The sequence below is a fragment of the Marinobacter sp. M5B genome (assembly GCF_042604615.1).
Lineage (GTDB): Bacteria > Pseudomonadota > Gammaproteobacteria > Pseudomonadales > Oleiphilaceae > Marinobacter > Marinobacter salarius.
Map to the genome: position 1 here is coordinate 2,314,777 of NZ_CP156894.1, position 22,582 is coordinate 2,337,358.

At 52.0% G+C, this 22,582-nt stretch carries 22 protein-coding genes; 9 read left to right on the plus strand and 13 right to left on the minus strand.

The features are described from left to right. The first annotated feature begins 67 nt into the window (after window positions 1-67). The 3 genes from AAGD24_RS10500 to AAGD24_RS10510 all read left to right on the plus strand — a co-directional run bounded on the left by AAGD24_RS10500 (window position 68) and on the right by AAGD24_RS10510 (window position 2,921). Window positions 68-1,108: a zinc-binding alcohol dehydrogenase family protein gene (locus tag AAGD24_RS10500; RefSeq protein ID WP_228209662.1), complete on the plus strand. Its 1,041-nt coding sequence runs from the start codon at window positions 68-70 to the stop codon at window positions 1,106-1,108. A gap of 50 nt (window positions 1,109-1,158) precedes the next feature. Next, window positions 1,159-1,890, plus strand: a complete 732-nt coding sequence (locus AAGD24_RS10505) for an AraC family transcriptional regulator (RefSeq protein ID WP_151983115.1) — start codon at window positions 1,159-1,161, stop codon at window positions 1,888-1,890. Window positions 1,891-1,979: 89 nt separating this feature from the next. Continuing rightward, window positions 1,980-2,921, plus strand: a complete 942-nt coding sequence (locus tag AAGD24_RS10510; protein ID WP_379865008.1) for a DMT family transporter — start codon at window positions 1,980-1,982, stop codon at window positions 2,919-2,921. Between the two features lie 258 nt (window positions 2,922-3,179). Here the strand turns inward: AAGD24_RS10510 and AAGD24_RS10515 are convergent, their stop codons facing one another. Both AAGD24_RS10515 and AAGD24_RS10520 read right to left on the minus strand, forming a co-directional pair. Continuing rightward, on the minus strand, window positions 3,180-3,323 hold the full coding sequence (locus AAGD24_RS10515) for a hypothetical protein (RefSeq protein WP_164732124.1): 144 nt from the start codon (window positions 3,321-3,323) through the stop codon (window positions 3,180-3,182). A gap of 156 nt (window positions 3,324-3,479) precedes the next feature. Then, window positions 3,480-4,292, minus strand: coding sequence for an aminotransferase class IV family protein (locus AAGD24_RS10520; protein WP_379865010.1), 813 nt, complete (start codon window positions 4,290-4,292; stop codon window positions 3,480-3,482). Window positions 4,293-4,375: 83 nt separating this feature from the next. On the opposite strand from AAGD24_RS10520, the gene AAGD24_RS10525 reads away from it, so the two are divergent. Next, window positions 4,376-4,741 carry a MerR family transcriptional regulator gene (locus AAGD24_RS10525; protein ID WP_007152200.1) on the plus strand — a complete coding sequence of 122 codons (366 nt, stop codon included), beginning with the start codon at window positions 4,376-4,378 and terminating at the stop codon, window positions 4,739-4,741. A 60-nt stretch (window positions 4,742-4,801) separates the two neighbouring features. Here AAGD24_RS10525 and AAGD24_RS10530 read toward each other — a convergent pair whose 3' ends face one another. Next, window positions 4,802-5,836, minus strand: coding sequence for an aldo/keto reductase (locus AAGD24_RS10530; protein WP_151982187.1), 1,035 nt, complete (start codon window positions 5,834-5,836; stop codon window positions 4,802-4,804). A gap of 99 nt (window positions 5,837-5,935) precedes the next feature. Between AAGD24_RS10530 and AAGD24_RS10535 the strand changes: the two genes are divergently transcribed. Then, window positions 5,936-6,850: a LysR family transcriptional regulator gene (locus tag AAGD24_RS10535; RefSeq protein WP_007152198.1), complete on the plus strand. Its 915-nt coding sequence runs from the start codon at window positions 5,936-5,938 to the stop codon at window positions 6,848-6,850. A gap of 81 nt (window positions 6,851-6,931) precedes the next feature. Here AAGD24_RS10535 and AAGD24_RS10540 read toward each other — a convergent pair whose 3' ends face one another. Both AAGD24_RS10540 and AAGD24_RS10545 read right to left on the minus strand, forming a co-directional pair. Then, entirely contained in the window at window positions 6,932-7,258 is a 327-nt protein-coding gene (locus AAGD24_RS10540; RefSeq protein ID WP_036207216.1) for a rhodanese-like domain-containing protein, read from the minus strand. Between the two features lie 75 nt (window positions 7,259-7,333). Then, window positions 7,334-8,491, minus strand: a complete 1,158-nt coding sequence (locus AAGD24_RS10545) for a hypothetical protein (RefSeq protein WP_199480840.1) — start codon at window positions 8,489-8,491, stop codon at window positions 7,334-7,336. A gap of 70 nt (window positions 8,492-8,561) precedes the next feature. On the opposite strand from AAGD24_RS10545, the gene AAGD24_RS10550 reads away from it, so the two are divergent. Beyond that, complete coding sequence (locus AAGD24_RS10550) at window positions 8,562-10,277, plus strand: YdiU family protein (RefSeq protein WP_379865013.1); 1,716 nt, start codon at window positions 8,562-8,564, stop codon at window positions 10,275-10,277. Window positions 10,278-10,303: 26 nt separating this feature from the next. Here the strand turns inward: AAGD24_RS10550 and AAGD24_RS10555 are convergent, their stop codons facing one another. The 3 genes from AAGD24_RS10555 to AAGD24_RS10565 all read right to left on the minus strand — a co-directional run bounded on the left by AAGD24_RS10555 (window position 10,304) and on the right by AAGD24_RS10565 (window position 13,111). Beyond that, window positions 10,304-10,927, minus strand: coding sequence for a LysE family translocator (locus tag AAGD24_RS10555; protein WP_085680658.1), 624 nt, complete (start codon window positions 10,925-10,927; stop codon window positions 10,304-10,306). A 116-nt stretch (window positions 10,928-11,043) separates the two neighbouring features. Continuing rightward, window positions 11,044-11,844: a hypothetical protein gene (locus AAGD24_RS10560; protein ID WP_228209666.1), complete on the minus strand. Its 801-nt coding sequence runs from the start codon at window positions 11,842-11,844 to the stop codon at window positions 11,044-11,046. Window positions 11,845-12,172: 328 nt separating this feature from the next. After that, a complete protein-coding gene (locus tag AAGD24_RS10565) occupies window positions 12,173-13,111 on the minus strand; it encodes a LysR family transcriptional regulator (protein WP_085680654.1) in 939 nt (312 codons plus the stop codon). 833 nt (window positions 13,112-13,944) lie between these two features. On the opposite strand from AAGD24_RS10565, the gene AAGD24_RS10570 reads away from it, so the two are divergent. Both AAGD24_RS10570 and AAGD24_RS10575 read left to right on the plus strand, forming a co-directional pair. Next, entirely contained in the window at window positions 13,945-14,277 is a 333-nt protein-coding gene (locus tag AAGD24_RS10570; protein WP_305937234.1) for a YdhR family protein, read from the plus strand. A gap of 143 nt (window positions 14,278-14,420) precedes the next feature. Beyond that, window positions 14,421-14,828 (plus strand): PaaI family thioesterase, encoded by a 408-nt coding sequence (locus tag AAGD24_RS10575; protein WP_379865016.1) that lies wholly within the window; start codon window positions 14,421-14,423, stop codon window positions 14,826-14,828. Window positions 14,829-16,129: 1,301 nt separating this feature from the next. On the opposite strand, the gene AAGD24_RS10580 is transcribed toward AAGD24_RS10575, so the two are convergent. Then, a protein-coding gene (locus AAGD24_RS10580; protein ID WP_305937434.1) for an IS3 family transposase occupies window positions 16,130-17,262 on the minus strand; the annotation gives its coding sequence in 2 pieces (ribosomal slippage) (window positions 16,130-17,004 and window positions 17,004-17,262; 1,134 coding nt in all). 480 nt (window positions 17,263-17,742) lie between these two features. Beyond that, a complete protein-coding gene (locus AAGD24_RS10585; protein ID WP_007152193.1) occupies window positions 17,743-18,948 on the minus strand; it encodes a hypothetical protein in 1,206 nt (401 codons plus the stop codon). Window positions 18,949-19,133: 185 nt separating this feature from the next. Here AAGD24_RS10585 and AAGD24_RS10590 point away from each other — a divergent pair. Continuing rightward, window positions 19,134-20,269 (plus strand): IS3 family transposase gene (locus tag AAGD24_RS10590; protein WP_379865018.1). Its coding sequence is split into 2 segments (ribosomal slippage): window positions 19,134-19,386 and window positions 19,386-20,269, totalling 1,137 coding nucleotides; the frame shifts between segments, so codons are not numbered across the junction. 225 nt (window positions 20,270-20,494) lie between these two features. On the opposite strand, the gene AAGD24_RS10595 is transcribed toward AAGD24_RS10590, so the two are convergent. From AAGD24_RS10595 to AAGD24_RS10605, 3 genes are all read right to left on the minus strand, one after another. After that, on the minus strand, window positions 20,495-21,328 hold the full coding sequence (locus tag AAGD24_RS10595) for a DUF2971 domain-containing protein (RefSeq protein WP_379865020.1): 834 nt from the start codon (window positions 21,326-21,328) through the stop codon (window positions 20,495-20,497). A gap of 144 nt (window positions 21,329-21,472) precedes the next feature. Continuing rightward, window positions 21,473-21,742: a type II toxin-antitoxin system YafQ family toxin gene (locus AAGD24_RS10600; protein ID WP_007152189.1), complete on the minus strand. Its 270-nt coding sequence runs from the start codon at window positions 21,740-21,742 to the stop codon at window positions 21,473-21,475. After that, on the minus strand, window positions 21,742-22,368 hold the full coding sequence (locus AAGD24_RS10605; RefSeq protein WP_379865022.1) for a type II toxin-antitoxin system RelB/DinJ family antitoxin: 627 nt from the start codon (window positions 22,366-22,368) through the stop codon (window positions 21,742-21,744). Before AAGD24_RS10605 ends, AAGD24_RS10600 begins: the two co-directional genes overlap by 1 nt. Between the last annotated feature and the right edge of the window lie 214 nt (window positions 22,369-22,582).

Here is a 22,582-nt window from a genome sequence, read left to right on the forward strand (position 1 = left end):
GGCTGTTTTTCTTAGTGTAAAGAGGGATCACACTGTTAGCCACTACCAACTCACACTGGAGAGAAACATGAAAGCGGTTGGATACACTGAATCTTTACCCATTGATGACCCTAAATCCCTTCAAGACGTGGAACTACCTCAGCCGGCGGCCGAGGGAAGGGACCTCTTGGTTCGCGTCAGAGCCATCGGCGTCAATCCTGTTGATTTCAAAGTACGTCAACGGGCTGCAGCGGAGCCTGGTGAGACCAAGGTACTGGGCTGGGATGCCGTAGGGGAAGTCGTTGCAACGGGAGAGGCCGCATCATTGTTCGAGCCAGGCGACCAGGTTTACTACGCTGGCGATGTTACACGGCAGGGTAGCAATGCCGAGTATCAGATCGTGGACGAGCGCATTGTGGGCCGCAAACCCGCCAGCCTGAACGACGCAGAGGCGGCAGCACTGCCTCTGACCACTATAACCGCCTGGGAAATGCTCTTCGACCACCTGGGTCTTGAACAGCAGCCCCCAGAGGAAATCAGTCCAACCGACGACGTGATACTGGTGGTTGGTGCAGCCGGCGGTGTCGGCTCGATCCTGATTCAGTTGGCAAAAACGCTGACCGGTGCCACCGTGGTGGCCACCGCATCCCGGCCCGAGTCCCGGCAATGGGTCGAATCGCTAGGTGCGGATTTCGTCGTGAATCACCGCGAGCCACTGCTGCCGCAAATCGAACAACTGGTGTCCGATGGCAAAATCGCCCCGATCACTCACGTGGCCAGCCTGAACGCCACCGACCAGTACTTCGATGATTATGTGGCAGCGCTGAGGCCGTTCGGCAGGATTGCCATGATTGACGACCCCGCGTCTCTGGACGTGATGAAAATCAAACCGAAAAGCCTGTCCCTACACATCGAATTCATGTTTGCCCGGTCCATGCACAACGCTGATGACATGCAGGTGCAGCACGAACTTCTTGAGACGGTAGCGAGTCTTGTGGATCAGGGCCACATTCGTACCACCGCAGGCAAAAATCTCGGGGTAATCAACGCTGACAACCTGCGTGCGGCGCATTCGGAGCTGGAGTCCGGTACGGCCGTGGGCAAGATAGTGCTGGAAGGGTTCGAGTAACCGGTATTTTGGTTATAATGGCCTGCTCTAGGGAGTGGGTCGTGAATAACATGTCGAACGCCAGACCAAACCTCAAGCTGAAGAGCTATAGTGACCATGGGCAGAAACATGCCCATGATCACCATCAACTGGTGTTGCCGCTCGTTGGGACGCTATCGCTGTCTGTCGACAGCAAAGCCGGGGAGGTGAGCAGTGGCAAAGCCGCGATCATCGCCGCCGGCCACGATCACGATTTTGCGGCTGCGGATGCCAACCGCTTCGTGGTTGCGGATATCCCGGCGGCGCTGGCGCCGATGTTGGAAAAATTGCCCTGTTTTGTGCACTTGGACGCTGGCCTCGAGCAGTACGTTACGTTTTTGCATTCCCAGTTGAAACAGGGCGGGGATTCCTCTCGAACCCAGCACCAGATGCTGTTGTTGCTGATTCAGTTACTGCAGGAACGTTTTGGCGACAAACTGAGACTGGACCGGCGGGTAGAAACCGCCAAGCGGTTTATTGATGAAAACTACGGCCGGAAAATCACCGTCAGCCAGTTGGCCTCTATTTCACACCTTAGCCCGCGGCAGCTAAACGAGCTGTTCCGGGAGCAGGTCGGTCTCACTCCTCACCATTACCTCACGGAACTCCGCATGCAGTCATCCTGGCAACTGCTCGAACAGGGTGAGCTGTCCATCCAGAGTATTGCCGATGCCGTCGGCTACAGTTCGCTGTCAGCCTTTAGTGATCGTTTTTCTCAGCACTTTGGGAACTCGCCCAGTTATTTCCGCAGATTCTCGAAATAACCCATCCGAATTCCGAAAGTCGGCACAGGGTACTGCCCCTTATGCTTCTTCTCTTTGAGTTCACTCATTCGTGATTGGGAGAGGAAACAATGACAACCGCAACAGCCACCTGGATTGGCTCAATATCGGTACTTCTGTGGGGCACGCTGGCTTTACTGACCAAACTGACTGGCGGCCACATTCCGGAGTTCCAGCTCATGGCAATGACGTTCACCATCGCGTTTCTCCTGATGTTGGCGCGCTGGTTGCGAGCAGGGCACACAGGAATCCGATTCGCACGCCAGTCGGCGTTTGCCTGGTGCATTGGCGTGATTGGCCTATTCGGGTATCACTTTGCCTATTTTAAAGCGATGACGCTGGCACCGGCTGTCGAAGTGAGCCTTTTGGCCTATCTTTGGCCCCTGTTCATAGTGCTGTTTTCTGCACTGTTACCCGGCGAATCCCTGCGCCCACAGCACATTGCGGGCGCGGTTATGGCCCTGGTCGGGTGTTGGTTGCTGATCGGCCGAAACATCAGCGGTTTCAGCGCGGAGAACCTGGACGGATACCTGGTCGCATGTGCCTGCGCGCTGATGTGGTCTTCCTATTCGGTGCTGAGTCGGCTGGTTAAATCCGTGCCCACAGATGCCGTTGGCTGGTTCTGCGGGGTGACTGCGGTGTTGGCGTGGGTTTGCCACCTGATGTGGGAGCCCACAGTCTGGCCAAGTAACGGGAGCCAGTGGGTAGGCGTGATAGGGCTGGGGCTTGGCCCGGTGGGCATCGCGTTCTTTACCTGGGATTACGGGGTAAAACACGGAAACATCCAACTGCTCGGAACCCTGGCCTACAGTGCGCCTTTGATTTCGGTGGTACTGCTAATCGCGGCCGGGTTCGGCGAGGCGACTGTTGCAGTGGTAGGAGCCAGCATTCTGATCGTGGTTGGTTCTTTAACTGCAGGCATGAATGAAAACCCAAGAGGCTCCGAGGCTGAGGAAATCAAAAACTCTAAAGGCGGCCTCTATTCAGTATTGAATAGTGACGACAAGACGTAACACTAGAGCCTAAATAGTTACTGGTAGTAAATGGGGAAACAGATTCATGAAAACCTCAGGAGCCCAACATGGCCCACACGCACGCAGTCGGAGGTGGACGCCTTTATTGAGTCAATGGGTAATCAAGGCAAAAACAGCGCTAGAGGGTTGACTGCAAGGGCTGGGCCGGGAAATGCGGAAATTGTATCGAAGAAGGAGGGCTTTGTATCAAAAATTCATGGGCGGCCACCAGGACCGCCCATTGTCGTTTTGGACGGCTTAGTTGCCAGTGCCCAGTTCGACAGTTTCAACTGCAGGATTATTGCCGCGCTCGATATCGCCCTGGCTAACACCTTCGGCTTGCGCGAATGCAGAGAAAGCGAGTACAGAAAAAACGAGAAAGAACTTGTTGATTGCGTTCATGTGATATTGCACCTTCTAAGAGAATTAGATTAGACAACGTCGCCTCATTGGCTTGATTGGAATTCTCTCCGTTTCCTGGCTGCAGAAAAAATTGCCTCGCGATATACAGAACATCACACCCGATGATGGGTTCAGAGCCACCAAAGCCAGTAGGAATTAGATGAGTACCTCCGGCTCCATTAGGTAAGCTTGATGAAGCAAGTCACCGAATCTGTCTGAAACCGGTAAGGTTGTTTCACCAATCCCGCTGACGGGAATACCCGGGGTCCAGGAATTCATGACGACTCCACCTGATAACTTCTGAACCGCCTCCAATGTCAAAGACTCCTCACGCTGAGGAGCTCCAAGTGCTTCCAATTGCCGCTTAACAATCTGCATAGTGATCCCATTAAGCAACTCAGCCTTGGGCCATACAACAGTGTGGCCGTCCCAGAAAGCCAGGTTCCAGATGGTTGCTTCGCTGATATGGCCACGTTTGTCCACAAAAGCCGCATCATCAAACCCTTTCTCGACTGCCTTCCGGAGATAATAAGTTTTCGTCGCTTCGCCTACATGCTTGATTGATGGTAAAGGGCGCTCATGTGTAACAGCATCCAGCCGCAGAGGCCCGGTAGGGCCTTGGGCGGCCGGCGAGGTGCGAATAAGTATTCCGGGGTCGTTAAATGCACCTACTGGGGTGAACTCCCCACTTCGTGAGAAAACAGTTGCCGTCAGCGATAGATTTACAGGCCCGCACTCAATTGCAGAGCGAAAATATGCTCTTACCTCATCATCGGAATTTGCCTGCCCGTACATTTCCATTGAAGCCAAACGCAGACGTTGCAGGTGAAGATCAAGCCCTCGTATCGCCCCGTCACGAACCTGCATTGCGGTAAAATGTGCAAACCCTGAAAAGGCGAGGCTGGAGAGGTCTGACATTAGCGCTTCGTGTCCATCAATCATTGTTCTATAGGGTGTCGTCTTCGACATCTCTGTGCTCCTCATAGGTTACCTGGTGAACTTGGTAGATAGACCCTAAACTATGACAGCGATGTCAGGGTCAAGAGGTATTTATGAAGATTGGAGCGCTAGCGAAGGAAACGGGGGTCAGTGTCCGTATGCTACGGTATTATGAAGCTGAAGGGTTGCTGGCGCCGGCCAGGACAAGCGGCGGGTATCGGGACTATGGCTCGGCTGATCGAGACACAGTAGAGCGCATAAAAATGCTGGGCGCATCCGGAATGACGTTGCCCGTGATCCAAAAATTTCTGCCCTGTGCGCTTGATACGCGTGGGGAGTTTGAGCCCTGCGATGAATTGACAGACATCCTGAAAGAGCAGATGGCACTTGTAGCTGATAAAATCCTGCGCCTTCAGGAAAGTCATGCTTTGCTTTGTGAATTGCATGCGAAGGTTGATAACAGATCCCTTGATGGTTAAATCAGTCTCTCAACGATAAAGGTTTCGTGGTTATCGCATTCGCAGCAGGCTATTCAGAGGCTACACCAAAGGTGGATTCACACGGGCAAACCCCTCCTGCGTTCGATAAGGGTAATAGGGATAAGGCGGCGTCACCGAACTGACTTGGTCAAGCCGGGCCATCTGCTCCTGACTCAGATTCCATCCAACGGCTCCCAGATTCTGGCGAAGCTGAGACTCATTGCGTGCACCCATGACCACAGTGGCCACGGTGGGTCTTTGCAACAGCCAATTTATGGCGATCTGTGGCACAGTCTTTTGGGTTTCCGCCGCGATGTCCTCCATCACTTCGACAACCCGGTACAGGTGTTCATCATCTACCGGGGGCGCAAACTGTGCCGTCTCATGCAAGCGGCTGTTCGCCGGCCACGGCTGCCCCCTGCGGATCTTTCCGGTCAGGCGTCCCCAGGCCAATGGGCTCCAGACAGCAGCGCCCAGCCCCTGATCCTGCCCCAGGGGCATGAGTTCCCATTCGTAATCCCGGCCTACAAGGGAATAATAGGTTTGGTTCGTAATGTAACGGGGGTAACCATATCGGTCAGCCACTGACAAAGATTTCATAACCTGCCAGCCGGAGAAATTGGAGACGCCCACATAGCGGATCTTCCCTTGTCTAACGAGCATATCGAGCGTGCTCAATACTTCTTCCACCGGGGTACGGGCGTCAAATGCATGCAAATAATACAGGTCGATATGGTCCGTGTTCAGACGCCGTAGCGACGCTTCACATGAACGGATCAATCGCTCTCTTGACGAGCCGCCATCATGGGGACCATCTCCCATGGGTAAGGTCGTCTTGGTGGAGATCATCAGTTGCTGTCGTTTTCCCTGTATAGCTTTCCCGAGCACCTCTTCGGAGGCGCCGTCTGAGTAGACATCCGCAGTATCAAATAGGGTGACGCCAGCATCGAGGCAGATATCCACCATGCGGCGTGCCTCATTACTCTCGATCTTGCCCCAGGCGCTAAACAGAGGGCCCCGTCCACCAAACGTACCTGCTCCAAAGCTCAATGCGGGCACTTTCAAGCCAGAAGCGCCCAGTTGCCGATATTCCATAGAATCCTCCTCTCATCTCATCAGTAACTCGACGATACAGGCACTTATATTTATGATATAGACATCCTATCTTCATAATATTTGTGAATTGAATTCACCATGCCTCAATCCTCCACAAATCGCCTGGCCGCAATGGAAATCTTCAGCACTGTGGTAGAGCAGGGCAGTTTTTCGAAGGCCGCACGGGTCTGCCGACTGACTCCCTCGGCCGCCAGCAAAGCAATCACGCGCCTGGAGAAAAGGCTGGGAACCAAGCTGATTCATCGCTCCACTCGGCAAATGCAGTTGACGGCGGAGGGCCGATGGTTCTACGAACGTTGCCGCCACATTCTTAGTGACCTGGAGGAGGCGGAACAGGGAGCAAGCAGTTCGGTAGAGCCTACCGGGCACTTGAGGATTACCGCCAGTTTCCCTGTCGGCCACGGTTTCTTGATACCGATAGTGACGAAGTTTCTGGCACGGTACCCCGGTATTACACTGGAGCTATCGTTGACGGATCAGGTGGTCAACCTGCTGGCTGAGCATACTGATGTGGCTATCCGAAATGGTCCTCTCGGTAATTCCAACTTGGTAGCCCGTAAGCTGGGTGAAACCCGAATGGTGATAGTGGGAGCACCGGAATACCTTGAACGGCGTGGTGTTCCGGTCACTCTGGAAGAATTGCGGACCCACAATCGTCTGGGTTTCAATTTTTCCAGGCATACAGCAACCTGGCCCCTGACTTTCGATGGAGAGCAAACTGAACTCGCTCCACAGGGGAGTTTGCTAGTCAGCGATGGTGAAACCATGCGCAAAATGGCCATGGAGGGTGTCGGCCTCGCACGTTTGACCCGTTTCCTGGTTGATGAAGACATCCGCCAGGGAAGACTTGTTCCGGTTATGGAGGAGCACAACCCCGGAGACCGAGAAGAAGTCCACGCGGTTTTTCTGGGGCAGGGCCGTTTGATGCCGGGCCGGGTTCGGGTTTTCCTGGATTTTCTGTATGACAACATCCGAATCTCACCGTCGGATTAGGCCGAAGCATGTGCGTATGTCATAAAAAAGGCTGCCCCTGTTGAGCAGCCCTTGAGATTCATCCTCCACTACTACAACCGGTCAAGCGGCACGTTTCCGGCTAAACCAGTCCTCGGTGCCGCCTTCATAGTCGTAGACTTCCGTAAAGCCGGCATCTTCCAGCTTCTTGGCAGCCTTGGGAGAAGCATCACATTCGAAGTTCGCGCAGTAGACAACAATTTTCCGATCTTTGCTGCCGGTAACTGCCTCGACCTGCTCCAAAAAGGACGGTTCCTCCACAGGAACACTGATGGATGTGCGGATATGTTCTCGGTTGAAGGCATCCCTCGGCAGGACATTGATGAGCACAAAATCTTCGTGCTCAGTTTCGTTCATCTGTTTGAGGTCGTCACGGCTAATACTCTTCATAGCGTTTCTCCTTCGTTAAGGAAATGGCTACCTCATTATCTGACTGTGATGGTTTGAGACGCGATTTCAAGGTCGTTAGCGGCCATCCTCCCGATAGAAAGCACGGCTTTTCTCGTAAACGGCCGCCATATCAATCAGGACAAAGCCCAGCTCCGATTCATGCAGGAAGAAGGTGTAAGTCACTTCTGAGGGAAGGCTCTGCCAATATTCAGGGATACTGCTTTCCCGTTGGTCAATCGCAGGGTAATGCGAATGTTCAAAGTAGCCGGTTTCAGTGTTGTCGTAGGCAACAGTCAGTGGTTCGGGGGATACCACCAACGCGTACCGCTGAAGACCGGGATAGGTGGCGGCGAGGGCGATGACACAGAGCAGGGCAGCAAGGCCGAAGCGCTCTGCTCGGGGAGCACCTTTACCCAGTTGAACCCCCAAAACACCGAGCAGCAGCCCGGTTGAAATGAATGGCCAAAGTGGCAAGTCACCAATCACGAGATAGTTGGTGAGCAGTACGTAGTCAACGAGAGCATAGGTGCCGAGCACAGCCAGCAGAATTAGCTGTAGCACCATGCCTTTGTGTTTCAATAAGTTGAAATGGTTAGCCAATGGCCCGGTTCGATCAGTTTGGGTCGACGTAAACTCCACGTTGCCGGTGATTCCGGACAGAGCTTTGACAAGAGGGGCCTCGGTAATGATGGATTCCAATCTCGCCTTGGGCTTTCCAAAGGCGCTGCCCATGCCGATACGGTGATCCGGGTGGCCCTCTCTCAAAAAATGGTAGGGTTGCAGACGATAGGTCCGCCTGTCGGTAACGAGACTGAGTTTTGACTGCTGAAGTGCCTGAGCCATATTCCGAAATCCCGTAACGGCGGTCAGCTCAACTTTCCGAATAGTATTTAACGGAATGCGGTGGTCTCCGGTGGTGAATCCCATTAGCCCGAGGCCGGTCAACCGCGGGATGTGAATCGTCAGATTCTCGCTGTCCAGTTCCAGCCAGACCCGGCGATTAACAAACGCCACGACGCAACCCAGCAGCAGACACAACGCAATTAGGTGCAGTTCGAAAGGCACGTTACCGTGTTCGTCCAGGTATAGTTGGCTGAAGTCCAGTTCACCGAGGTTAGGCAGTGCCAATAGCAGCAGACTTCCAAGCAAAATCGTCAGCAAGGCTCCGATTGTTGCAAACAGGTGGCTGGGTTTGAGAATGCTGGCAGAGTAACGAAAGCGCTGTTTACCCATGGTTCAATGTCGTCCCTGAATCTGTATCCGTGAGTTAGAAGTGTATGATAGATAAAGAGGAGTCCCTATTATGTTAACGCGACATCATTTGGAAATGCCTACAACGGTCGCGACCCTCGACGATCTCGCACCGCTGGCAGACTATTCACTCATGGACACGCTCAACTGCGACCCTGAGGGGAAAGCAAACGGAGCTGATCACGCGCCAAGACAAGTCTTCTCGGGCCACTATGTTCCGGTTAGCCCCACGCCCATCGAAAACCCCGAATACGTCGCCCATGGGAAAAACCTGTTTCACGAACTGGGTTTCGCCGACAGCATGGCGCAGTCCAGCGACTTCATCCGTATGTTCTCCGGCGACTTGTCGCATGTTCCGGAGCCTCTGCGCAACGTGGGGTGGGCGTGTGGCTACGCACTTTCCATCTACGGCACCGAATTCTACCAACAATGCCCGTTCCAGACTGGCAATGGCTACGGCGACGGCCGCGCGATTTCCGTGCTCGAGGCTGTCATCAACAAGCAGCGCTGGGAAATGCAGTTAAAAGGGGCAGGGCGCACGCCCTACTGCCGCGGCGCAGACGGCCGGGCAGTTCTGCGTTCCAGTGTGCGGGAGTTCCTGGCCCAAGAGCATATGCACGCGCTGGGCGTGCCCACGTCACGGTCTCTGAGTCTGTACGTGTCGACAACCGAGAAAGTCAGGCGCCCCTGGTATTCGGAGGGTTCACGCTCGGTAGATCCCGATATTCTCGTATCCGAGCCAGTGGCCATCTCGACACGTGTTGCACCTTCGTTCATTCGGGTAGGGCAGCTGGAGCTCTTTAGTCGTCGTGCCCGCAAACAGGAACACCCGCAGGCGATGGAGGAGCTCGAGAGGATCGTATTGCACCTGATTGATCGCGAGTACGATGACGTTATCGATCGGTCGCGGACCACAGCTGAAAAAGTGGTGTCGCTCGCACATGAGTTCCGCAGACGACTGACCTCGCTTGTCGCCAACTGGATCCGTGTTGGCTACTGCCAGGGTAACTTCAACAGCGACAACTGTGCCGCGGGCGGCTTCACGCTCGACTATGGACCCTTCGGGTTCTGCGATGTGTTTGATCCGCAGTACCAGCCATGGACGGGCGGGGGAAATCACTTCGCGTTCCTCAACCAACCAGTAGCAGCCGAACGCAATTTCTACTCGTTCTGTTCGGCGGTTCGGCCTTTGTTGGCAGGGCATCCAGAGTGTCTACAGCAGCTGGAGGACATTCAAAGTGATTTCCCAAAGGTGATGCAGGCGCAAATGGAGACGATGTGGGCGGCCAAACTCGGACTCGACGCGTTTGACGCGGCTTTATTCCGCGAGCTGGCAACACTGATGATGCAGACGCCTGTTGATTACACCATGTTCTTCCGGGAACTCTCATCGTTGCCAGATGACATTGAGCCGCTTAAGAAAAGCTTCTACAAAGGCTCGACCTATGCTGCAGATCCCGAAGGGCTAGACAAGCGTTGGTCAGCGTGGCTCACAAATTGGCAATCGCTGATTCAGCCTGGCACGCCTGAGGAGCTTTCCAGTCAGATGAAGCTCGTTAACCCGAAGTACAGCTTGAGAGAGTGGTTCGTTGTGCCCGCCTATCAGCAAGCGGCAGAGGGTAATTACGCTTTGCTGCGAGAACTGCAGGACGTGATGACGCAGCCGTACGCTGAGCAATCAGAGGCAATAGAGAAAAAATACTACAGGCTGAAGCCGCTGGAGCTCTTTGAGGTTGGCGGTTGTTCGCATTACAGCTGCTCGTCGTGACGGGTTTCCGCGCAGCCGGAAATTTCTTAACTTCGTTGCATCGTTGATGTAAACGCAGCAGCGCCAAACATTGCCATGCCTCCCAGTCTATTGAGCCGTCTTCGGGCCGGGAGGCTTTGAATCTTATGGCGAACTGCCCCGGCGAAGAGCGCAAATGATGTAATAGATATCGAGACGACGCCCAAAAACGTCACCATTAATATGAGTAACTGTGGAACAGCCGGTACTTCGGGATTAACAAACTGAGGAAAAAAAGCAACGAAAAAGACAATATCCTTTGGGTTCAGTGCTGTAACGAGAAAAGAGGACTTGAACAGGTTCGCTGATGACATCCCTGGAGCTGATAACGACGGCAAATCACGCTGAGGCACTTCGCGCCAGACTTTTATACCAAGGTAAACCAGATACCCAACCCCAAACCATTTTAGGATCAGGAAAAGCGTCGCTGAAGTCGCTAAAACAGCACCTAGACCAATCAAGGACAACGTCATTGCCACCAAGTCACCAATTAAAACGCCAGAAACCAGTGGAATAACAGATTTTTTCCCGTGACTGATAGACTGACCAAGCACCAAGATCACAGTTGGCCCGGGGATGATGGCAAAGATGAAGACCACAGATACAAAGGTTATCCAGATCTCAAGAGTCATAGCGTGTCCTTGTTAGGGGACCCGGCCTTTGGCCGGGTTCTTTTATGATGGTTATTATTCAGGACGCTTTACCGCAGAGAATCGTGACTAGATGCTTGCCCAGCAGCATAGCTCATCTAGAGCTGTTTCAACTGGTCATTTGAAAAATGTGGGGAGACACAGGTTGCGGTTGGTGATTCTATATATCGACGATAAGCCTCGATACCGTTAGCGCTCTCTGTGTTACTTAATACGGCACCATTTCGAAGCATGACACTGACCTCCTGTTCATTTGTTACGATCTTAATGCTCACAGGCATGTATAGCTGATCAATCAGGGCCATTTGCGTAACTTTTCCCATTTGAACGACTTTTCCGGTTGATGACCACAGCCTGAAGTTCTCCGGCATCCGGGTTATCCGGTCTATTTTCTGCTCTAGTTTGAATAGACTGGAGTTTACTACGGGTATTTCCCCTTTTGTCCAAGTGCTTATCGTAGGGTGGGCGTTGGGAGCTACAATGTTGTCGAAAGGGGCATGAGTCCAGGCAACCATTCTAAGGGTGGCAGGAAGGGTAAAGTAGTCGTTGAGTGACTCCATACAGCTAACCTCTGATTTTCCATTTTGAATTTCGTGGAAGCTCCAGCTTTCTATCAGACCTGCCTCAGTTTTTGTTCTTCGATGTATCAGCATGTTGTATCCGCGATGATGCACATCGTATAGAACGAAACCGGAAACAACAGAGCCACTCGAACGTTTCTGTATTAGTGTAAAATCAACATACTCAGTTGAGCCGTTGAGTTGTGTTGCTATTTCTCCATCAGCAATGTACCAGTTCGTATCCGAGCGATCGGTTCCAGCGGTATTGATTTCAATCGATTGGTCGCAGCCTGCGATTCCGATACCTAATGCAACCACTAGCATGGCGAGGATCTTCATAATTTGCTCCTTGAAAGCTTGGACTTCAAATATATGAATCGGAGCAGTACGGAATCCATCTATTAATATACGACTGTTATTAACAAATGTTTGATGCAGCTGATTGGTGGGTTCGTTACGTTTGTTCTGGTGGTTCAACCGATCTTATCTTTTGAGAACACAATTGTGGATGCTTACGCACCGAGATCTGAGGCGAGTGACGCGAATCAAAATTCTGTTGGAAGAGATTGGGGATAGACTTACCCTGAATTGATCGGAGGTAAAATTCCTGCCCGCAACCGATATACCACTGGCTGTGCAGTGGTTCAATGATTCCGGACACTGCTAACTAAATCAGCACACCATCCAACTTCTCCTGGGAGAGGCAGGTGTTGCAGCCTCTGATTGACCAGTGCTCACGAACCAGGTTAAAAAAAAGCGCCAACTCTTCAATACTTTCGTAACGGTCTTTTCTCGCCACCAGGTAAATTGGCAATTTCATTCTGTCCCTGGCGACAATCTGGATATCGCCGCGCGCGGCGGACGCAGTGGCAAGCTGGCGTTCAAGTACGCCTAATCCCATACCGGATCTAACCATAGCCAATGTAGAATATTCGTCGTCGGAAGTGGCAACAACATGTATTTGATCATTATCATCGCCGAGCATTTTCTTCAACATTTGATGGTAAGGGCAATGTTCCGCCGGAAACACCCAGGGCAAGCTCGCCAGCTCTCCCAACCGATCGGGAAGCTGTTCGATGTCGCTGGAGGCCGGCGCAATAACGGTTACGTCAATATGGCCGAGTTCTTCCCGGTACAGTTCGGGATGGTCCCGGCCACCGTATACAAATCCGGCGTCCAATTGTCTTCGGAACACATCTTCCTGAATAGCCAATGAATTACTGGTCTTGATAACAGGAGATACATCAGGCAACGAAGCTGAAACAGCCTTCAAAATCGAGTCCATTTTCAGCAATTCGGGTAATGCATTCAGACCTAGCAGCAGCCGCTTCCTTGTGCTGGATGCCACCGCCTTAGCCGTGGACTTAAACTCTTCGAGGTCACCAATAACTCGATAGGCCAGCGGCAGCATTCTTTGACCAGCTTCCGTTAGCAACATGCCCTGCGAGGTACGTTCAAAAAGTTTTAACCCGGTGACGTCTTCGAGTTGACGAATCTGAGCGCTGACCGCTGCTGGCGTCGAAAACCGGCGTTCCGCAGCCTTCGTCAGGTTACGTTCTTCGGCGATCAGAACAAAAGATCTAAGTTTGTCGACCTGAATATTCATCACATTCCCCTCTCTGGCAAAGTGCGAACGTCGGGAAAAGGGCTAGCTAAACTAACGCCTTAGTACTACCTGATCCCAACGACTAAAGTGCACCTACACCACGGAGGCAAAAGTGTGTGGTGGTGATGACGAGTAGCCGCCGGCCTCTTAAGTCATAGACCCGCTTCTTTACCGTTACCATAACCGAGCTCGAAAAAAACAACCAGTGAAATCCCGTCAACAAAAACTGAATATGCGTGAAAAATCAATTGATGGACCCGCCGGATCTATGCATTTATTTTGGAAATAAGATAAAAAACAGAAGGACAAAGTCGTGGAAAGATCTGACGCTGAAGGTTCCGATCTGCAACTTAGTAGTGCCTCTGCTTTAACTACTTATATATCTTCAAAAGGGAATTTCATATTGCTTACCGTCAGGTTGTGGGGATCGAGATTCAGAACCAGGCATCAGTTAAGGAATAAAGTTCGAAACATGGATATATCCCTGATTGAGAAAGATGTCGGCCTCGCTCCAGGGACTTTGGTAAATGAAGCCTATAAGCCTTTTTGGAAACCTTGATACGATAATCAGCTCTCTAACAGAACTAACAATTATTTACTTCATTTTTTATTGTGGGAAAGAATATCAACCAGCTAATCCAGCCTTTCAACAATTAGATTTTAAGATGAAACTCCATTATCTCGAAACTTCTTAGCGACGAAGTGATTCAGATAAACCATTTCTGAGGACTTGGGTGCTAGATAGGCTAGCGAGAATATCTGTGCGGTAGCGTACGCTGACTGCATGCACTTGGGCGTCACTCACGGTATTTACCATATAGGAAGCAACTCCAATGATCACCGTTATTACTACGTTTCGTTTGTCAACGCCAATTACGCAGGAAGAGGCACGAACTATTTTTCTGAGCACGGCTCCGAAGTATCAGGACGTAGCTGGCCTTTATCGTAAATGCTACGTCTTGTCGCAAGATGGCAGCACGGCCGGTGGTGTCTACCTCTGGAACTCGCAGGAAGAAGCTGAGGCAATGTATACCGAAAGTTGGCGCGCTTTCGTGCGCGAGAAGTACGGCACAGATCCTTTGGTGACGTACTTCGAAACTCCTGTCGTCGTCGACAACGTTACGCACGAGATTCTGTCAGATGATCAGGCTGGTTCGGCCGCCTAGTCGTTCCGTTGAGCGGCCAGTCCAAGGTAGTCTGAGAAATAGAAAAGCCGTAAAAGGCGCTATTGCCGGACAACTTTCCAAAGCTTCGCGGCTCCAAGATTGCCGCAAGGCTTTGCGTTAAGAGTAAAGAAAAGGAATCGAGCATGAATGCAGTACGAGAAGGATTTGAACCACTGTCACGCACGAGCCCGTTCACTGAATTGCTCGGCCCTATTTACCAGAAAGTGGACGCAGCTGGCCTGGTTATTGGGCTGGTCGCAGAGGAGAAACATTGCAACGCTCGGGGCATCGTCCACGGGGGTCTTTTGGGTACTCTCGCTGATATTGCTATGGGGTATAGTGCAGCGTTCTCTACAGAGCCGCCGACGCCAATCGTTACCACGAGCCAGACCGTGGATTATGTGGGCAAAGCAGAAAAAGGAGATTGGATTGAGGTTCATACGGACGTTCAAAAAGTTGGGCGCAATACCGCGTTCGCCAACTGCTATTTCCATGTCGGTTCAAAGCGCATAGCGAGAGCCAGCGCAGTGTTCAGCGTCACAGCCTCATGACAAGTCATCGCAAAGGTTTTTTTCAGAGGCGGGCAGGGTGGTTATCAGTCTGGCGCTAGAGACAACGCTTCAGAGATGAGAGCGCGCTCGATATGATTGTAAATTTGACGCCTCGACTCGCTCTATAACGGATAAATCCACGAATCGTTGAAAAACTGGCAGGTATTGGCTGAAATGGGCGGGCGCGACAGAGATTCAGGAAGGGCTCGGAATCTGCGCGAAGCACCCCTAAAGTGTTTGGTTGCAAGGATCGCTGCACCGACCGCACGAAAGTCTTCAAGGAGTTCTGCGTCAGAGTACGACAAGCCATATGCTGAGAAAGTGCCAATGAAGTCTCCGGGCTTTCTCTTTTCGATCCAGGAACGATTCCTGTACCGGATCCAGTAGTGAAAATTGCGTGATACATGCCAGCCTAATCATCTGGACAAGGAGGTAGTTCCGTTGCTGAGGCGGTCATGCGCCGGATTTAGTACAACATCGGTGGTCAATGGACGACCACACAAAGTACTAAACCTCTGCAACAAAATATCAGTATCTTACCCACCAAAATCCACACAAAGTGCTAAACAAACTTAAAGTAGATTGGAGAATAGGGTGGTCATTCCGATTTCCACACAAAGTGCTAAATTCGTCGTCCGACTCGAGGGTTCGGATTAGTCTCGCTGGCACCGAAAGATTAGGGGCGAGCAACAGGCCTTGGTAGCAGGGGCGCATTTAAACAAGAACGGACATTGCCTGGCGTATCGTCAGCGGTGACTACGAAATTCCGGGAATTGGGTTCCGTAATCTTAAACAAGCCAAGAACTGCCTCATTGAACTGATCAAGCTGGGCAGGCTATGTGAACTGAGCCGGTCTGGACTCCGCTTTCAGTCCGAGACCTTTGGGATGGGTCAAAATGCCCCACAAATTTATCGCTGCTACTTGGCCAACAAGCACGGCCAACCGCCCAAAAACTGGAATCACGGAATCCCGATGGTGACCACTAATGCCGGAATTTCAGTTCCGCACCGGAACGCATATCGCACCGAGTATGAAGACTGACCATTAATTTTTTCTTGAGCAGAGAGCCGGCGACAGGCGCGCAGTAACGGCTCTCTCGAGATTCCAGACGATCAGTTTATCGAATTCAAAGATGCTGTTTCTGCCTCTGGCTTAGATGTTGTCGTCGAATCACGTCCCGCTGCGGGGCCTTACGCCGGAGTGGAGTGGAGCCATAGTTTTCGGACCACTACCAACTTCTTAGTTGGACGACCAAGAAAAGTACTAAACTTCTGAAACCGCATTGACCTGCCCCCAGTCTTTAATCCAACTGCTCCCTAGTAATGTCCGTTACTTTTGAATCAGTTTTTCCAAGTCGGAGAGCGGAGGCAAACTCCAGAGGTGTCTGATACCCCAAGGATGAATGCGGACGCTGCCCATTGTAGTCCAAGCGCCAATTGCTGATCTTCTCCCGGGCGTGAGCGAGATCCTGGAACCAGTGTTCATTCAGACACTCATCCCGGAATTTTCCGTTAAAGCTCTCGACGTAACCATTCTGCATCGGTTTGCCGGGCTGAATCAGCTTCAGTTCAACGTTATGGCGGTAAGCCCATTGATCGAGCGCTCTACCAGTGAATTCTGGCCCCTGATCGGTCCTAACGGCTTTCGGGTAGCCTCGGAAGGCAGCGATACCATCCAGTGTTCGGGCGACCTGTTCTCCTGAGATGCCCATGGCCACGGGAATATCGAGGCACTCCTTGGTGAAGTCATCCACGATCGTCAGACATTTGATCCTGCGGCCGTTGGCCAATGAATCCATAACGAAGTCCATAGACCACGTATGGTTCGGCGCATCAGGCAACACCAAGGGCTGCCGTTCGACCATCACGCCTTTACGGCGCTTGCGTTTGCGGACGGCTAGGCCGGCCTCCCGATAAAGCCGATGAACCTTCTTGTGATTCACCTCAGCACCCTCACGACGCAGCAACTGGTGAACACGCCGGTACCCGAACCGGCGACGTTCGAATGCAATGGCTTTAATGCGCTCTGTCAGTTCACGCTCCTCTAGCGAGCGTTGAGACTGATACCGCATCGTTGCGCGGGATAACCCGACGAGTGAACAGGCTTTGCGCTCGGATATCATCGTCTCCGACAGCATGGTGCGCACAGCCTCGCGCTTGTTCCCGACGGTCAGTACTTTCGGTTGAGAGCGGCCTTCAGGGCTTCAGAATCCAACATGGACTCTGCCAGTAGCTTCTTAAGCCGGGCGTTCTCTTCCTCCAGGGCCTTCAGACGACGGGCCTCAGAGACCTCCAGGCCGCCGTACTTCTTGCGCCAGGTGTAAAAGGTGGCATCCGAGATGTTGTACTTGCGGCACAGCTCCTTCACTGGCAGGCCGGCCTCGGCTTCCTTCAGAATCGGGATGATCTGCTCTTCGGTGAATCGCTTCTTCATGTTCATCGTCCTCTTCTCTGCTGATGAACATTACTAAGATCAGGCTGGATTAGAAAGTTGGGGGCAGGTCAGCATTTCAGAGACTTACCCATGAGATTCCACGCAAAGTGCTAAACAAACTTAAAGTAAATTCTAGAATATCGAGTTGCTTTCAGTTTCCACACAAAGTACTAAATTTGTCGTCCGGCGCAGGTCACAGGAGCCGAATTTTACGGACATCGCAGTCAACGGGGCGAGTTCTATCCAATCACTGCGGACACTTCTAAAAGAAGGTACAATTGGGCGTGTCTAAGGAATTGGTGACAGTTTATAGGTGAACTTGATAAGTGACCCTGACCTCGTATCTAAGTCCACCCCCCCCCCCGAGTTGGAAAAACCCAGTTCGAAGTGCTGTCTAGGGCTAGTTGACCACCACACGATACTCAGCGGCTAATTCTTGACGGATACTGAAAATCCGAGGAACCCATTAATGTTCAAGCTTTAATGGATTCGCTTAACATTGGCATCCAAGATCTCTTTGGAACTTTTCACGAAAAGCGCGGCCGCATTTAACGCCGAGCGCCTATCTACACCAAGAATGTTTGCTAGCTTTTCATCGACAGAATTCATTTGCCGTGCTTGCGAAAGCATGTTTAGAAGAAAACGTCGTGGCTTCACGAATCGGATATCCACGTTCGCCCAATGGACTGCCCGTTTTATTGAAGGAACAGGCAGCTGTGTACTGAGTGGTCCGGCAGTCACCGTAAGTTCCGATCCAGCACCCGTATCGATAGTGCGTCCCAGGCGCTCCAAGGTCATCCTCGCCGCCTGGAGGCGTTCGACATACGTCTTAGGGTCAGCAAGTGTCTCCATATTCTTGCACCAATTTCGGAAAGCCGCCGCCTCACTCGTATTGCTAATGTCGGCAGCTATCTTCACCGCATCGGGAAGACTCTTTGACTGGTTTATTATCGACATTAGTATCGCAGGTAGCCGTAGACAGTAGATGTTCGCATTTCGATGAAGATCCAAAGTCGCGCCTGCTCGGCTTTGATCGTACAACGTTGCGGTCTCATGGCGCATTTCGTCGACTAAACGTACAAGGTCCTCTTTCGCGGTATTTGCTCGTAACTCGTTAAGCAAAATTGGTACGGAAAGTACGGGATTCGGCGCGAATGGCAGCGATAACGCCTGTGATATCGAATACTCTGCTAGAGTAGCCCTGACACCTTGAAACAGAGGCAGAGCGTCAAAGGCCAAAGAAGACAGTCCCGGAGCATCCAATAGATCACTTATGAACATTCGGGTTGGTTCTGGTAATGGCCGCCCCGTAACTAACAGGTGTTCTGACTCGAATGCCACAGCACAGGTTCTTGTCCCAAACTCTTTAACAGGATCATTCCAGACTGCTGCACCTGCTGTAAGTGCCTCATCTGTTAAGGAAATATTCAGCACTCTGCAATGCTTCTTTAATAATGAGTACATCAAGGAACTTGGGGCCTCAGTCATGTTGTCCTCGTGGCCAATGACGAGGATACGTTCCGAGAGAACAACAGCGGTCAACAAATGGGATAAGCTCGCAAGCGCCATAATTAAACGATGCTCGGGAGGCCTAGAATCCATGAGAAGCGTTCCAGCGTAAGCGAGATCCCCGAGCGAAACCACTGTATCGGTGGGATTAATAAGAACTGCATTTTTGTTGGTCATACACTTCCTCCAATAAAACGCACATTCTCCACCAGTCTGGATTTCCAGTGTCTTGTAGCTTAGGAGGTACTAGTATGTGGGCGATGGACTTCCCCCGATACGCATGACGCTCCTAACCTATGATTGGACTTACCCCGGTGCAGTAGACACTCCTAGCCTATGATTAGAGCATAGGAGGAATTGTCATGAGCAGCCAACGTTATCCCCCGGAATTCAAGAACGAAGCGGTTCGACAAGTGCTGGAACGGGGCTATACCGTAGCCGAAGTGTCGCAACGACTGGGAGTCTCGGCTCACAGCCTCTACAAATGGGTTAAGGCGGTGAAACCGGATAAGTCTGATGAACAGGCCGCTGAGTTGGTCGAGGCCAAAAGCGAGATTCTCAGGCTGCGGGCCCAAATGCGCCGGGTTGAAGAAGAGCGCGATATCCTAAAAAAGGCCGCTCGGTACTTTGCCAGAGAGCCCGAGTGAAGTACCGGTTTATCAACGATCACCGACACGAGTTCAACACCAAAACTATGTGTCGTGTGCTCCAGGTAGCTCGCAGCGGTTTTTATAAATGGTTGCACAAACCGCTGTCGGATCGGGCGGTGGATAACCAGAGATTGCTCGGATTGATCCTGGCCTCATACCAAGGCAGTTCCGGCGTGTACGGTTCACCACGGGTGTTTCTGGACCTCCGGGAAGCCGGTGAAACCTGCGGCCGACATCGAGTCGCCCGATTGATGCGAGCGCACAAAATCAAGGCGCTGCGAGGCTACAAAGCACCGCGCGTGATCGCCGGAAGACCGTCTATTCTTACCCCGAACAAGCTCCAGCGGGAATTCACCGTAAGCCACCCTGACAAAGCCTGGGTGACCGATATCACCTACCTCCGCACCTGGCAAGGCTGGTTGTATCTGGCGGTGGTTGTAGACCTGTTCTCGCGTCGTGTAGTGGGTTGGTCGATGAAACCCACCCTGCACCGTAGCCTGGTGGTGGATGCGCTGCTGATGGCCGTTTGGCGACGGCGGCCGAAGGAAAAGGTCCTGGTCCACTCAGACCAAGGCTCACAATACGGGAGCGATGACTGGCACCGATTCTGTCGCGCCCACAACCTGGACCCCAGCATGAGCCGTCGGGGTAATTGTTGGGATAACGCGGTGGCTGAATCGTTTTTCAGCAGCCTGAAGAAGGAACGCGTTCGGAAACGGATCTACAAAACCCGTGACCTGGCCAAGGCGGATGTGTTCGACTACATCGAAGTGTTTTATAACCGAGTTCGACGTCATACCCACCTGGGTGGCGTCAGCCCAGAGGCCTTTGAAATGGCCTCCGTTTGAGGCTGGGGTGTGTCATGCGTATCGGGGTAAGTCCAGATTAGAGCATAGGAGGAATCGTCATAAGCAGCCAACCCCGAGTGACAATAAACAAAAAATCAGGACGTCCGTTCATCGCCCCTGGAGGGATTCGTGACCTGTCCAATATGTCTCTGTTGATCCCGATAGCCTAGTCTTCACCGCTGAAAAAGTTGGGTCCTCGATGAACACCTTCTTCGATTCAGAAAATCATGCACAAGTTCTTTCTTTAAACTTGAGAAAAAAGGTCGACTCACTTAATTCCGCATCGTAGATCCTTGGATCAAAGATTCCACGTTCCACCAGGTCCAAAATTCGATCTTTGTCTTTATCCTGAGCACAGGCTCCGAAATAGATGCCTGTGAGACTTGATGGTGCCAGCTCGATGAATCGAATCCATTTGGATTCGTCCTCTGTAATGTCAGGGATGATGAAGCTACGATACTCGCTTTCATATTTCCAGTTCCGCGACTTAACCAAAGCCGGTTTTGCAGCGCTTTCATCGGCTGGTTGTGGAACATCAACATTCGGATAATAATCGTCGTATTTTACCTGTCGGGCATTTCGCATCGGGCCACCAGCTGAATCAAACTCAAGACACATGCCTTGGTGTGAGTCTCCATAGTGTGACCAGAACAAGAGGTTTTCTTTCGAAGTGGTGAAACTGCATAGTCGAGCTCGACCGTAGGTTGTTGCAGCTGCTCTCCTAAACATTTCGATCGTTCGATTCTGATCGGTCATCATCAATTTCGCCTGTTCCTTAGCTTGCTTCCAGGGCATGCCTTGGTGACTGCGGAGCTGTTTGGCGAGATATTTCCGAAGCTCCCTGGCCTCTGAGGCGGAGGAGGGCCGTACAAAGTGTGGTTTGCACTCGAAAGGATCGTTTAATTGAGTGGGTAATGGATGATAAAGCTTTCCGTGGACAAAAAAATCTTCAAGGTGTGAATCCTCCGCTCCCTTGATGCTCTTGAATCGGTATAAATGCGGGATCTTATGTAGGTCCACACAGGGGTGACAAAGCTCGAATTCTTTAAGCGTTTCCATCGCTAGATATCAGCCTCCCTTTGACTCAATGCGTGCTTAGATCACCACTAAAACATCATCTGGCAAGATGCCGACTTCAACCATCGATTTGAACTTTACACGGACAAAAAAGGTAGCAGGGTGCAGAATGATGTTTTGATCTGGTTATCCGAACAGCTTCGCGTGTGATCCGGTTCGGGCAAGCTCGAGTTCGTCTCCCTCCACCCGATAGATCAACACCCAGTCGGGTGCAATATGGCAATCCCGCCAGCCATTCCAGTGCCCGGAAAGACCATGATCCCGATGTTTATCTTCTAGCGGCTCCCCTTTCTGGAGTGTCTCGATAACATCCTTGAGTTGTTGCAAGTCTAGCTCTTGCTTCCGACACGCCTTCATATCTTTTTTGAATCGACTCCCTTGCTTGAGCGCCAGCATCAATCCTCCAGATCGCTGAACAGAGCATCCACAGAATCGAACCTCTCGCCCTGCCCCTGATCCAGTTCGGCCATTGCACGCCGGGTTTCTTCATTGGGGGCGCGATAGTCAAAGGGGATATCTCGTTGCGCCGCGACCGTCCGTAAAAAGGCATTGACGATGACCGTTGGGTTAAACCCCATCGCCTGAAGCAACACCGTCACCTGGTGCTTGAGTGTTGCATCCACACGGATACGGACTGCTGTGGCCTGGCCCGCCTCAGCCAGTGCCGGTGAGCCATCAGCTTCTGTAAGCGGCTCCGGTATAAATGGGAGTCGTCGGGTGCTGATCAGCCGTGCCATCAGCAGGTTCACCGCGCCAGATAGTGACAGACCAAGTTCCTCGAAGACCGCCTGGGCGCGATCCCGCACCTCAACCGTCGTGCGGACATTGAACGCTTCATCTTTGGTCACCGCCTGCACCAGCCTGCGATCATTCACCCCAAGGCTGCGTGACGACCAGGAACCGCCTGCCTGAAATCCCATTGACCCACCCTTTACCCGGGCGCCCCGGTGGCTCCGGTGAGTCGGGCTTGAGTGTCTTTTGTGTTGCCCGGTCTTGCCCTGCTTTTTGCTCTGGTTGCTCATGCGAGCCCCCTTAATCATGATCATCGTATGTTGGAAATTGCTGGCTGCTGTACCTACATTGTAATAACAAGGATACGCAGATTAGCGTTTCTTGTCACTGTAAACACCCTTGTTGTGATCGCACTGATGATTAGAATTTTCCACCTGTTGGGGTTGCAGGGATCCTTTCATCGAAGCTTTCTAGCGTGTACGGGCCCTAGTACTGCTTCAATGC